At 56.9% G+C, this 12797-nt stretch carries 12 protein-coding genes and 1 tRNA gene; 10 read left to right on the forward strand and 3 right to left on the reverse strand.

All coding sequences use genetic code 11. The annotated features are described in order from the left end of the window. Window positions 1–25: 25 nt before the first annotated feature. Genes CFR80_RS03780 through CFR80_RS03790 form a run of 3 tightly spaced genes read right to left on the reverse strand, consistent with a single transcriptional unit; the run spans window position 26 to window position 2679 of the window. Entirely contained in the window at window positions 26–490 is a 465-nt protein-coding gene (locus CFR80_RS03780; RefSeq protein ID WP_010515685.1) for a hypothetical protein, read from the reverse strand. Beyond that, a complete protein-coding gene (locus tag CFR80_RS03785; protein WP_010515684.1) occupies window positions 490–1518 on the reverse strand; it encodes an extracellular solute-binding protein in 1029 nt (342 codons plus the stop codon). The genes CFR80_RS03780 and CFR80_RS03785 overlap by 1 nt, the downstream gene beginning before the upstream one ends. A 45-nt stretch (window positions 1519–1563) precedes the next feature. Beyond that, window positions 1564–2679: an ABC transporter ATP-binding protein gene (locus CFR80_RS03790; protein WP_010515683.1), complete on the reverse strand. Its 1116-nt coding sequence runs from the start codon at window positions 2677–2679 to the stop codon at window positions 1564–1566. Window positions 2680–2778: 99 nt separating this feature from the next. On the opposite strand from CFR80_RS03790, the gene CFR80_RS03795 reads away from it, so the two are divergent. From CFR80_RS03795 to CFR80_RS03840, 10 genes are all read left to right on the forward strand, one after another. Continuing rightward, window positions 2779–3036, forward strand: coding sequence for a hypothetical protein (locus CFR80_RS03795; RefSeq protein ID WP_010515682.1), 258 nt, complete (start codon window positions 2779–2781; stop codon window positions 3034–3036). Window positions 3037–3076: 40 nt separating this feature from the next. Continuing rightward, window positions 3077–3511, forward strand: a complete 435-nt coding sequence (locus CFR80_RS03800; protein WP_010515681.1) for a hypothetical protein — start codon at window positions 3077–3079, stop codon at window positions 3509–3511. A 180-nt stretch (window positions 3512–3691) separates the two neighbouring features. Then, on the forward strand, window positions 3692–4165 hold the full coding sequence (locus CFR80_RS03805) for a MarR family winged helix-turn-helix transcriptional regulator (RefSeq protein ID WP_010515680.1): 474 nt from the start codon (window positions 3692–3694) through the stop codon (window positions 4163–4165). A 199-nt stretch (window positions 4166–4364) separates the two neighbouring features. After that, the gene (locus CFR80_RS03810; protein ID WP_010510087.1) at window positions 4365–4559 is read left to right on the forward strand and encodes a DUF1656 domain-containing protein; all 195 of its coding nucleotides are present in this window, start codon (window positions 4365–4367) and stop codon (window positions 4557–4559) included. A 28-nt stretch (window positions 4560–4587) separates the two neighbouring features. Then, window positions 4588–5499: an HlyD family efflux transporter periplasmic adaptor subunit gene (locus CFR80_RS03815; RefSeq protein WP_010515679.1), complete on the forward strand. Its 912-nt coding sequence runs from the start codon at window positions 4588–4590 to the stop codon at window positions 5497–5499. Between the two features lie 16 nt (window positions 5500–5515). Continuing rightward, entirely contained in the window at window positions 5516–7033 is a 1518-nt protein-coding gene (locus tag CFR80_RS03820; RefSeq protein ID WP_010515677.1) for an efflux transporter outer membrane subunit, read from the forward strand. Window positions 7034–7411: 378 nt separating this feature from the next. Beyond that, window positions 7412–7499 (forward strand) — tRNA-Leu (locus CFR80_RS03825). Window positions 7500–8363: 864 nt separating this feature from the next. Beyond that, a complete protein-coding gene (locus CFR80_RS18865) occupies window positions 8364–10079 on the forward strand; it encodes a hypothetical protein (protein ID WP_146221610.1) in 1716 nt (571 codons plus the stop codon). Between the two features lie 283 nt (window positions 10080–10362). After that, entirely contained in the window at window positions 10363–11364 is a 1002-nt protein-coding gene (locus CFR80_RS03835) for a glycosyltransferase family 2 protein (RefSeq protein WP_110507104.1), read from the forward strand. Window positions 11365–11618: 254 nt separating this feature from the next. Further along, on the forward strand, window positions 11619–12686 hold the full coding sequence (locus tag CFR80_RS03840; protein ID WP_181418158.1) for a L,D-transpeptidase: 1068 nt from the start codon (window positions 11619–11621) through the stop codon (window positions 12684–12686). The last annotated feature ends 111 nt before the right edge of the window (window positions 12687–12797 follow it).

The raw sequence follows: 12797 nt of genomic DNA on the forward strand, positions 1-12797 counted from the left end.
CCTGCCGTATCATATCCATAAAACCTTACTGGCCGCCCACCGCTGCCATTGCGCACAGCACGATCATGCCGAGGGAAAATGTCACCACCCCCGCCACCGGCAGACCCAGCAGCGGCAGCCAAAGCAGCCGGAGCCGCATTTTCGCATCCGCCCCGAGCCCGCTGGCCGTACGCGACAGGCCCGGCGGAATCCGGTCCAGCACCCGCAGCAGCGGCCACATCGCGGCGGGGGCGAGACACAGCCCCTGCATGACACATCCCGCCATGCTGCTGCCATGCGCAAGCCACGGCCACCAGACCGCAAGACCCAGCCCCGGCAGCACAAGGGACAGCATCATGCCCCGCAGCAGCACGCACCATGCCGGCCACGCGCGGTACAGCACGACATGCACCGCCACCACCAGCCCGCACGCCACCGCAAGCCCCAGCGCGATACAGGCCCCGTCCACCCCCAGCAGACCAGCCGGTCGGATACCAAGGTCAGGCAGCATCAGCCCGCATCCCGCAACCATGTATCAAAGCGCTGTGACAGCGCGGGATAATGTACCTGCCAGAACTGCACATCCACCGGCAGCGCCACGGGCGGGTGCGCCGTATCAGGTGGTGTGGCGGCGGGATAGCGGACACGGAACGCGGCCTGCTGCGCGGGCTGGACAATAAAATGCAGCAGGTTGCGCGCCTGCCCCAGCCGGAAGGCCGACTGCCCCGCCACCACGCCCCATGACAGGCCATAGGACAGCGCCATGTCGGTATTGATGCCGATCGTGTTCCTGTGTCGCACGGAAATGTTGTGCACCGCATCGTCGGGTGCGCTGCTCATCAACACCTGCCCGCGTTCGAGGATACTGGTGGCGTCCGTCGGGGTGGACCACCACGTGATATAGGGGCGAAGCTGGCTCAGCTTGCGAAAGGCCCGGTCCACACCCTGCGGGGTAGCCAGCTGGTTATAGACATCGCCCGGTGCCACGCCATCGGCCATGAGCGCGATTTCCAGCGTGGTGCGCGGGTCGCGACGCAGGCCACGCTTGCCGGGAAAGCGTACGATATCCCAGAAATCGGCCCAGCGTGGCGCGGACCTGTGCCGTGTCTGGTCCCATGCCACCACCACCTGCGCGGTCAGCCCCGGCACGCCACACCCATCGGGGTTGGTGGCGCTACCGGCCAGATGGATGACCAGTTCCCCCACGCAGGCGGCGCGTATGGTGCTGTCCTCGGCAAAGACCAGCGACCATGTGCCCGCGCGTCCCGCATGAAGGCCGTGCGCGTCGAGGTCCACCAGCGACCCGTTCCATGCCTTGCGCACCACCGGCTGCCGGGCGCTGCGCGCAAACGGCTGCAGAAAGGCCGCATCCTGCGCCTGTCCAAGCTGCGACTCCGTACTGGCCACCACAAGCGCGGCCCTGTGCCGCACGGGAACCGCCGCACCCGCCGGGGCAGGCAGCACGGCGGGGACGGACGCGGCCGCCAGCAGGCAGGACAGGGCGGCACGGACACGGGGACGGAACGCAAACTGGAACACGGACAGGAAACAGTCCTTTCAGGCATGGGCAAAGGATGCCGGACGCTACCCCATTTCACCCCGGAACGGAAAGGCAATTGCCTGCCCCGGCTGCCAGGCCAGTATGGCCACCTGCCCCGCCGTCACCCGCTGCAGGGCCGCGGTGGGCGGACGGCGCGCCAGCAGTTCCTCCCCATTCGCCAGACGGAATCGCAGCAGCACGTGATCGCCCATCTGGCGCATGTCCGTCAGGGTCGCCTCCAGCACGGGCGGCCCGTCGGGATCGGCGCCCCCCACCATGCCGGGCCGCGAGGGAAACATGACCGCGATCCGGTCCGGCCGGATGCATAGCGTGGCCAGCTGGTCCGCCTCCACCCCCGTGGCGGCCATGGCCTCGACCGGCAGGCCACCGGGCAGGTGCGCCACGGCCACATCGTCCTCGACACCGGCCACCCGCACCGTCAGGCTGTTGGCATGGCCAAAGCCGGTGGCCACCCGGTCGCACGCCGGACGGTCGAACAGGTCCAGCGCCGTGCCAAGCTGCACGATCTCCATGCCGTCCATGTAGCCGATCATGTCACCAAGCAGCAGCGCGTCCTCACGCTCACGCGTCAGCAGCAGCACGCACAGGCCACGCGCGCGCACCAGTCGACCAACCAGCCGCCGCATGGCCACGCGGGCCGCAGGCGGCAGGGGCGTGAACGGGTCCTCCAGCACCAGCACGGGCGGTTCGAACACCAGCGCCCGCCCGATCATGACACGCAGTGCCTGCTCGGGCGAAAGCGTGTCGGGGCGGGCCTGTTCCAGCCCGTCCAGCCCCAGCAGGGCAAGCGCCGCGCGCACGCGTGCCGCCACGGCGTGCGGCCCCTCGCCACGCGCCCGCAGCGCAAAGGCCAGATTGGCCTGAACCGTCATGTGGGCAAACAGCGGGTCACGCCAGCCCACCAGCGCACAGGACCGCTGCCCCGGTGGCGCGGCGGTCACGTCCACACCGTCAACCGTGACCTGTCCCCCGAAGGTGGGGGCGTGACCCGCCAGCATGTCCGCCAGCACCCGCAGGCAGTCGGCCCGGTCGTTCACAACCGCCAGGCACGTACCCGCCATTGCGGAAAAAGACAGGTCCGGCGCACCGGAAAAGGCCCGGAGCGCGTTGACAACCAGCCGTATGGAGAAAGGAGACATGCGATAACAGAAACCTGACTGGGGAGATAACGCGTTATAAGCAATGGTTGCCTCCTTACCAGAGGGTTATTGACTTCATTCGTCCCAAAGGAAACGATCATGAGCAAGACAGAAACAATCAAGCACGTCACGCAAGAAGACCTGCAGGCCCTGAAGGGTCACATCGAAAAGCTGCTGCACACGCACGGCAAACAGGCCCTGCACGATGTTGCCAGCAAGGCCGAGCAGCTGGCGGGCCAGGCGCGTGAAAACCTTGCGGAACACGCACCCAAGAAGAGCGGTTCACGCGCTCGTTCGCTTGTTGCTATCGCCATTTTCTCGGTGATCGGCTATTTTCTTGGCCGCGCAACGAAATAAGGCTTTCTAGCCTGCTGCAACCAGAGGATACGCGAGCATCATGAGAATAGGCGAAATCGGCAAAACCATCATTGAAGGGGAACTGACCCTACGCAAGCTGATGGCGATCCGTCTTGGTCGTCAGGCCGCATTCCTGGTTGTGGCAGCCATCTTTGCCTTCTTTGCGGTTATTTCGGGCCATGGGCTGCTGTGGGCCTTCTGTTACCAGACACTGGGCTTCAGCGCCCTTGGTTCGGCCGCCACCGTATTCGGTGCGGACCTTGTGGTGGTCATCATGGGGCTGGTCATGGGCCGACGCTCCTACATGACACCGGAAGAGATCCGCGTGCGATTCGCACGTGAACACGCCCTGAACGAACTGCGGCAGACCGTTGCCCTGTCCGCCGTGGCCACCACGGTTGCAGGTCCGCTGACCCGCCATACCGGCCGGGCGGTGTGGAACCTGTTCAGGGCCATGACAGGCCGCGGGAAATAACCCGCCCGGGCCACCGGCCCGAACTATCTGGCAATGATCTACGTCATTGCCAGATAGTATCCATGCTGAAATTGCATTGGCTCACATTGTCGTTTTCTGGAAACGTGCAGCTTACGAAGATACTAAGCACGCAAATGGTTTGTATGCTTAATAACTGTATGTCCATGCTGGCGGAACAGAATGTCCGATTTGGAGCGCAACGAGAAGGAACTGTCGTTCGGTCGCCGTCTCGCCCGGCTTGGCGCCGCGTGGCGTCGGCAGGTCGATCGTGACCTGCACGAATACGGCCTGACGGAAGCGACATGGCGGCCGGTGCTGTACCTTGGCCTGCTGCCCCCGCCAGTGCGCCAGACCGACCTTGTCCGCGCCCTCGAAATCGAAGCTCCGTCCGTTGCGCGCCTGCTTGATGTATTGGAACGCCGCGACCTGGTGTTCCGTTCCCCCGACAGCGAAGACAAACGGTCCAAACTGGTCAGCCTGACAGAAAAGGGCGAACGCACCGCCCGTCAGGTCCGCCATGCGGTCGAGGCCGTATCCAGCCGCCTGCTGCAGGGCATCTCCACGCCGGAGCTGCAGGCATGCTATTCCGTCTTTGAACGGATCGAAGCCAACCTGTGCCAGCGTGCCAGCACGCCAGCCGGGGAACAGGCATGATCCTTCTTTCCCCCCGCCCTTCCCCGATGCCGCACGCCGCATGGCAGACGTCCCCGGCTGGGGATGCGACATCCGTGCGGTTTGTTCCCTTTGCCGGTTTCTTCCATGCGTCTGGTCGGCTACAGATAGCGGCGGACAGGGATGGCCTGCCCGCGCCTGCTTCTCCTTCAACGGGACCGTTCGGAATGAGAACCGCCTGATGCTGAGCGAATTCAACCTCTTCGGTGTCTTCATGGCACCGATTGTCGTCTATGCCGTCGCCGCGCTGCCCGTCACCATGCTGCTGCGATCACTGTTATGGTGGTGCGGCATAATGAAATGGTTCTGGCATCTCGCCCTGTTTGAGGTTGCGCTATACACTTGCGTCCTCTGCCTGATGATCCTGTACATCTGACTGTCCCAAGAAGGTTCGAGAAATCCCCATGCCACTCCTTCGCACCCTGATCCGTGTGGTCCTGACTCTGGCTGTCGTGATGATGGCCGCCGTCATGGGCGTCACCTTGTGGGACACCTACATGATCGCCCCCTGGACACGTGACGGACGTGTCCGCGTCTATGTCGTGGACGTGGCGCCGGAAGTATCGGGAACGGTGGTGCAGCTGCCCGTGGTCGACAACCAGTTCGTGCACCGGGGCGACCCCCTGTTCGTGCTTGACCCCGTACGTTTCCGCCTGGCCATCCGCGAGGCACAGGCCCGTCTGGACGGCGCGCTGGAGGACCTGAAGCTCAAGCAGAATGACGCACGCCGCCGTATGGGACTGGGTGGCATCGTATCGGCGGAAGAACAGGAAGTCTTCAACTCGAACGTGGCAACGCAGATCGCGTCGGTTGACGCGGCGCGCGCGGCCCTGGATCTGGCCAAGCTGAACCTGCAGCGCTCCATCCTGTATTCCCCGGTCAACGGCAACATCACCAACCTGAACCTGCGGGTGGGCGACTATGTCACCGAAGGTCATGCGCGACTGGCCGTGATCGATGCCGATTCCTACTGGGTCAACGGCTACTTCGAGGAAACGAAGATGTGGGGCGTGCACGTAGGGGACGAGGCACGTGTCAAGCTGATGGGCTACAAGGACATCCTGCCCGGCCATGTCGTCAGTATCGCCCGCGGTATCAACGACCAGAATGGCAGGCCCGACGGGCTGGGCCTGCAGGATGTCAGCCCGATCTTCACATGGGTCCGACTGGCGCAGCGTATCCCGGTCCGTATCCACCTGGACCATGTGCCTGACAGCGTGACACTGGCGGCCGGCATGACCGCCACGATCAGCGTCGGTCCCCAGTCCCGTACCCAACGCGGCCGTCTGACGACATGGCTGCAAGACCACCTGTAAGGCGCCGGGCACGATCATGAACATCAACGCAGTTACCCGCCGGACCGGCCTGTTCCTGACATCGGCCATTTTCCTGGCCGGTTGCACGGTAGGCCCCCGCTACCAGCCCGACCGGATGAAACCCCCGGCCAAGTTTACCGAGGACGACCACGCCGCCACCAAGGAAGAGATCGAGGAGACCAACAAGGAACTGAAGGAGTGGTGGCACCTCTTCAAGGATCCGGAACTCGACAAGCTGGTGGATAAGGCGATCGCGGGGAACTACAACCTGCAGGTCGCGGGCCAGCGGATCATGGCCGAACGCGCGATCCGCGACGTGCAGGCATCGCAGTGGTATCCGCAGGTCGATACGCAGGCATCCGCTGGTGATGTGCGGTATTCGATCAATATCGACAATTGGCCGCTGCGGCCCGGCAATCCGGTCAACCATCCGCAGGCATCGTACCTGGGCTACGGGTTCAGCGCCAGCTGGCAGATTGACGTGTTCGGTCGCATCCGCCGCAGCGTGGAAGCTGAAAATCGCGCGGTCGAGGAATCGATCGAGGACCGTCGCGCCGTCATGGTCATGATGCTGTCCGAACTGGCCGGTGACTACATGATGCTGCGTGACCAGCAGCTGCGGCTGGAAATCGCCAACAACAACATCCATGTGGCGCAGGATGCCTATGACCTGACCAACCGCCTGTACCTGGAAGGCGTGGGTAACACCATGCAGATCGCACAGGCCAAGGCGGAGCTGGATTCGCAGACGGCGGCGCGTGAACCGCTGAAAACCCATATCTCCCAGATCACGCATGCGATTGACGTGCTGATGGGGCAGATGCCCGGCACATCGGAACTGGAACTGAAGGTGGCCAGGCCGCTGCCGCCGGTGCCGGAATTCCCGTCCACCCTGCCGTCCATGGTCATTGCCAACCGTCCTGACATCCGCAAGGCCGAACGTACCTATGCCGAAGCCACGGCACGCATTGGCGTGGCCGTTGCCCAGCTTTATCCGAACTTCACCATTCCGCTGAACTTCAACCCCAATGCATCGGCCCTGTATCAGGTGTTCCAGATGGGGGGCATGAGCTGGCAGTTCCTGATGATGGCCTCGCTGCCGCTGATGCATGGCGGCAAATATACCTCCCAGATCCGCATGGCGCAGGCTGCGGCCGAAGCCAGCCGACTGGCCTATCGTCAGTCCGTCCTGAATGGCTTCAAGGAAGTCGAGGACGCGATGGCCGCATGGCATGATGATGAAGAACACACCGAACTGCTGGCCAAGGCTGCGGAAGACAGCGCATTGGCCAGCGAGCGTGCACGCAAGCTGTATGCTGCCGGTCTGGTCGGCTTCCTGGAAGTACTGACAACCGAACGCACGACCCTGAACGCCCAGAATGCGGAGGCCATGGCACGGCTGGAACGCCTGCAGGACGCCATCAACCTTTACACGGCACTTGGCGCGGGCTGGCAGGGTATTGCCCTGACCAACACCACCCTGCCTGTCTCGCTGGAAAAACAGAATATTCTGGCACGCGCTTTCCAGCAGTAAAACCTTTCTGCCAGCTGGCCCATATAACGTGTGGCCGGCTGGGCATGCCCCCGGCCCTGCGTCTGTCTGTTTTATCCGCGACAGGGGCAGGGAAACGGGTCTCAAACCTGTTACCTTCAGTTTTATGTAAAACGTCAGATGTCTTTGCGAAGTAACGCAGAGATACGGGAAAGAACAGATGCCCATAGCATCCCGGACAGGCGCAATGTGACCTGCTGGCATGACTTTTGTCGTGCACTGCCAGAATGACAGGCTTCAGCCCTTTATAGGGAGCAGCAGACCGTTGCGATCCGCAGAAAGGGATATGTTCACTTAATTCAATAAAATCATGCCGGATGATTGTCCTGTGTCACGCATATGCTAAACAGGTCAGCACATGCGAGCTTGGCGGAATGGTAGACGCACGAGACTTAAAATCTTGCGCCCGCAACAGGGCGTGCGGGTTCGAGTCCCGCAGCTCGCACCACGCAACACATTGATTTAATTTATACTTTATAAATTCCTGCAATCAGGTCTGGATTTGCTACACACCCTGCTCCACCGGAGCCCTCGTATGGGGAGTAGAGGAGAGCTTATTCAAAAACAATCTGATTACTATTTTCGTTATCGCGTTCCTGCTCGTCTCAAGGGAAGCAGACATCTGGCATCCGCGGCAAAAGCCAAGGGGCAAAGTGAACAGATCAAGCACAATCTGGCACGTATGATTAGTGATCTTCGGGGCTTTTGCGTGGGATGCCGATGCCCTGATCCCAACCTGTCACTGGCACCATCAGACAGGTTAGTTTCACGTCCTGCAGTTTCATAACTGATCTGGAACCGGAAACAATATATCAGACTGCGGACACAGTAGCCGGTTGCCTCTCATCGCTCAGAATGAACCAGCAGTATCTTCCAACCACCGCCTGAGCAAACAGGATGCTGCGGGTATTGATCATCTTACAAAAACGGCTGTCCATTTCCGATTATGGCGGTGCATCAGGACAAAAGGTGCTGCTCTACGCTTCTGTTTTTCATCAATCAGGTCAGTAGCGTTTCATCTTCCACGTCATTCTGGTCACTTATCCATCCTGCTGTGGTATTCACCTTCCAATTCCGAATTCTGTGCAAAAATCAATGGATTTCCAAAAAATATACAGCCAGAAACCGCAATGAATATCACCACCCAGAACATTCTTTTGTTATTTATAATGAATAAATAATATAATATTTTATCGAAAATATAATAAATTAATCAAGAAATCCTTTTACTCTCAATTCAGATATTTGATTGCCAAGAGTCTGTAATTTTGCGATGCACATCGAAAGATAAAAAAGCAATATGGAGAGAAACGTGAGTAGATTTATCCAGAGGCATGCACTCCAGAAACTAACCTTTCTGGTCGTCGCCATACTCACGTCACTGATCATCTGCTACCGATATCAAATCATAAACCAGTTCTCTGTTCTGTTTGGAGATGATTACGATACGGTTATAGAAATTTCCATATTACACCATTGGAAAAATGTTTTCTTCAATGGTGAAACATGGAGCTCCACTCAATACTTCTTCCCATATCTGAAAACTCTTGGATATAATGATGGATACTTTTTATTTGGTATTTTATACAGCATAAGTCAATTTTTTACAAAAAGTCCATTCATTTCCAATGATGTGACCGGTATTTTTCTTCATGTTATCGGTTTCTGTCTTTTTTATATCATGTGTCGCACCGTATTCAGGTTTCAATTTATTTCATCAATATTTGGTTCATTTATATTTGTAACATCAAATAATATATGGATAAATTCTGCGCATCATATCCAGATATTAATGATATACTTCATACCAGCATTGATCATTCTTTTCTACATATCACGTGAAAATTATATTTCTGGAAATCGAAAACGTTCTTATCTCTATGCTTTGTGCTGTAGTGCATTATGTGCTGCATGTTTCATGACAGGTTATTACATCCTGTGGTTCTTTGTATTTTCCATTTGCATACTTTTAGCGACGGTTTCCACGATTTCATGCATTCGAGGAAACATAAAATCTGTATTCAATGCAGAAATCAATTTGTACCCATATTATTTCATTCTTTTATCTTCTTTTATTACATTAATGGTTCCGTTCCTTTACGTATACCTAAGCAAAGCCCGCGAAACCGGCATGCACTCATGGGAAGAAACCTATGCCTATCTGCCACATCCTTATGATTTACTTCACATAGGACATTGGAACGGAGGGGTCATATTTGCCATTTCCGTTCTCAACCAGCTTGGGCAATGGGGAGTGGGCAGAGACCTTGTACTGCGCACGCCTTATCATTTCAGTGAACTTCTGGTCGGATTTCCGCCTGTTACCCTTGCCTTGGCCTTCTGGGGTGCCTGGGCAGGCACACGATATGGAACAGCACGTTACAGTAGAACAATATGGCTGATATTTTCGGTTACGAATATTATCATCCTGCTGCTCTGTTTCAAGCTCGGGCCACTTTCACTGTGGCAACTGGTCTTCCATCTTGTGCCGGGCGCAAAAGGATTGCGGGTCGTCAGTCGGTTTTTCCTGTATGAAACCCTCCCGTTATGTATTGCACTTTCACTTGCCTGCGATTTCCTTCTGCAACGCAGACAATATGTGCTGACAACCGTCCTTCTGCTCATTGTTGTCTGTGAACAGGTGAATTTCTCTCCTGTTCTGGGCCTCTCCCTGAACAGGGAGCAGGCGCTTTATGACAGCGTTCCAGATAAACCCGCCCAATGTAAGGCATTCGTGGTAGCAGACACACCGCCTGCCGTCCCGGATAGTGGATACGACCTTTATCATGGCAATAGTTTTGCCATGCTGTATTCAGAGCTGGCACAGATCCCGACCCCTATGGGATTTTCCACCTTCAATCCCCCGGATTGGGACTTCAGTTCACCTTACGATGGAGTTCCCGGCGTTACGGATATTGCAGTGAGAGCAGTTCACTATGCCTCTGCCCACAATTTTTTACCTGGTCTGTGTGAATTATCCATCACAAAAAACACAGCTTCATGGCGAAACCTGCGCTCCATACCGTAATGGTTTATATTTCCACATAGTAAAATATCCAGAATGCACACGTTGATATATCCAAAAATAAAATTTTTAACTTATGGAATTACGTTTGGTATATAATTAATATGTTTATTATTTGATTTTATCTTCACGTAATGGAAATTTAACATGAATTAAATTCATGGTATTTTTTTTATCAATCCGTTCGGCTATATCAGGTCCACAGTTGATCTTACCATGTTTATTTCACGATAGTGGGCCTTACGCTCTTTTACTAAAGCATTTCTCTGTTAATGTCTGGATTGTCATGACGGATTTTATTTCAAGAAAAAATAAGAATACCCTGTCTGTCGTGGTTCTTATCCCCTGCTACAATGAAGAAACAACCGTATTTCAGGTTGTATCCGATTTCAGGAAATATCTGCCGGATGCCGTTGTCTATGTATATGACAACAATTCAACCGATAATACCGTCCGAAGGGCACTGGATGCCGGCGCCATCGTGCGCCGGGAAAGCATGCCGGGCAAAGGAAATGTCGTCCGTCGCATGTTTGCGGATATTGACGCTGATTTCTATATTCTGGTGGATGGGGATGCGACTTATGATGCCTCTGCAGCACCGGAAATGCTTGCGCTGGCATCCAGCAATGGCCTCGATATGGTCAATGGCGCACGCGTCAGTACCGCCACGACGGCCTACCGGCCCGGACATGTTCTGGGCAACAAGATATTTACCCTGCTTGTAAGATCCGTATTCGGAAAAAGGATATCGGATATCCTGTCCGGCTACAGGGTATTCTCACGCCGTTTCGTCAAATCCTTTCCCGCTCTCTCAAGCGGGTTTGAAACCGAGACGGAATTTTCCATTCATGCCCTCGATCTCCGCATGCCGATCGGGGAAATCCGGACACGCTATTTCGAACGGCCGACAGGATCACAATCCAAGCTAAACACATGGAAAGACGGGTTCAGGATCATGGCCCTGATTTTCAACCTCATAAAGCTCGAACGGCCTCTGGTGTTTTTTTCCACTGTCGCGGTGGTCCTGTTATGTCTTTCCCTTATGGCCGGCATGCCAGTCATTATTGGCTGGCTTCATACGGGGCTTGTTCCACGTCTTCCCACTGCACTCCTGGCAACAGGTTTTATCATCCTGTCAGCCCTGTCGTTTACCTGCGGGCTGATCCTGGACGTGGTCTATCTGGCCCGCACGGAAGCAAAACGGCTGGCCTATCTCGCCCAGCCTTCCCCTACGTCATATGACGCAACCTGTTCCCTGGCTGCCGTGGAACTTGTTGCCAGCAACTGACCATTACGGCCCTTATCCCGCGCATATGGACCATGACGGGAAACCCGATATGCCACAAAGAGGAAAGGGGGATTTCGGTTTACACTTAGCGAACCCCCGGTTCCATTCCTCCAGACGGTTTATCCTTCACCGCACCCGGGGCGGTTCATGCAGGGAGGCCATGCCGTGGGCGGCCTGCCGCCACCCTGCGCAGGCAGACCTAAATACGGTATAAGAATGCGCTTGTCTTTTCTTGCCCAAGGTACGCCGCCTGCATGACGCTTCCACTACGCCTGATCTGGTTCCGTGCCCTGCCCCTGATCACCGTATTCATGACAGATGCAGCCATGCAGGCCCATGCCACCGCCCTGCCTGATACCGCAATCATGCTACAGCATGACATACAGCAGGAACTGGGCACGCAGGCGACCCATCCCCGCCCACGCCAGACCCAGCGCGCCATGACGCTGGCGACAGATATACTCGATCATACCGCCGAATGGCCGCAGGATGAGGAAATCGTCCTGATTGTGGACCGCGCGCCCGCCGTTCAGCTGATGTGGATCGTACTGACGGACCCGGCCGCGCACCGGCTTGTACCGCTTGGCATGGTATCCGTCAGCACGGGCAGGCCGGGCCGGAAAGAGCATTTCCGCACGCCCGCCGGCATATTCTTCAATGATGGGCAGATTTACGGTTATCGCGCCCAGGGAACGAAAAACGAGCATGGCATTCGCGGCAACGGCGAAAAAGGCATGCGTGTATGGGATTTCGGCTGGCAGACGACAGAAGACTGGCGCCGTAAGGGAGCCGTGGCGGTCGTGCGGCTGGAAATGCATGCAACCGATCCTACCTTCCTTGAATCACGACTGGGACAGGCGGATTCCGAGGGGTGCATCCGCATTCCCGCGCGCGTCAACAGCTTCATTGACCGTCACGGCCTGCTGGACCGTCAGCTGGACCTGATCACGCAACAGGATGATCCGCAGAAAGCCCGCGCCGTGCGGGCATTGCTGGGGGCGAACCACATCCCTTCTCCGCTGGAAGGCGACCGGGTCATTGTCGTGGACTCGTCCGATCCCAATGCCCTGCTGTCCGATCCGGCAGCAGCGCAAAGGATTCAGGACAGCTTCGCCCAGTTCCTTGCCGCGACCGCATCCCCACCTGCGGGCATCACATCATCTTCAACCTCGGCTCCTGCACACACCCCAACCTCCGCAGCGACACAACCGCCAGCAGCTCCAGAGGGGCAGCAGTCGAGCCCTGCTCCTGCTCCTGCTCCTGCTCCTGCTCCTGCTCCTGCTCCTGCTCCTGCTCCTGCTCCTGACGACTGGCCCAACTGATTACGTTCGTACAGATAAAAACGTCTCCTTCATGCCGTTTTTATTCATGAATACTGCCTCATGCACCTGTGCATGAAATATACATCAAATCATGAAGACGTTTTTGGTGAA

The organism is Komagataeibacter oboediens (assembly GCF_003207815.1).
Taxonomy (GTDB): domain Bacteria; phylum Pseudomonadota; class Alphaproteobacteria; order Acetobacterales; family Acetobacteraceae; genus Komagataeibacter; species Komagataeibacter oboediens.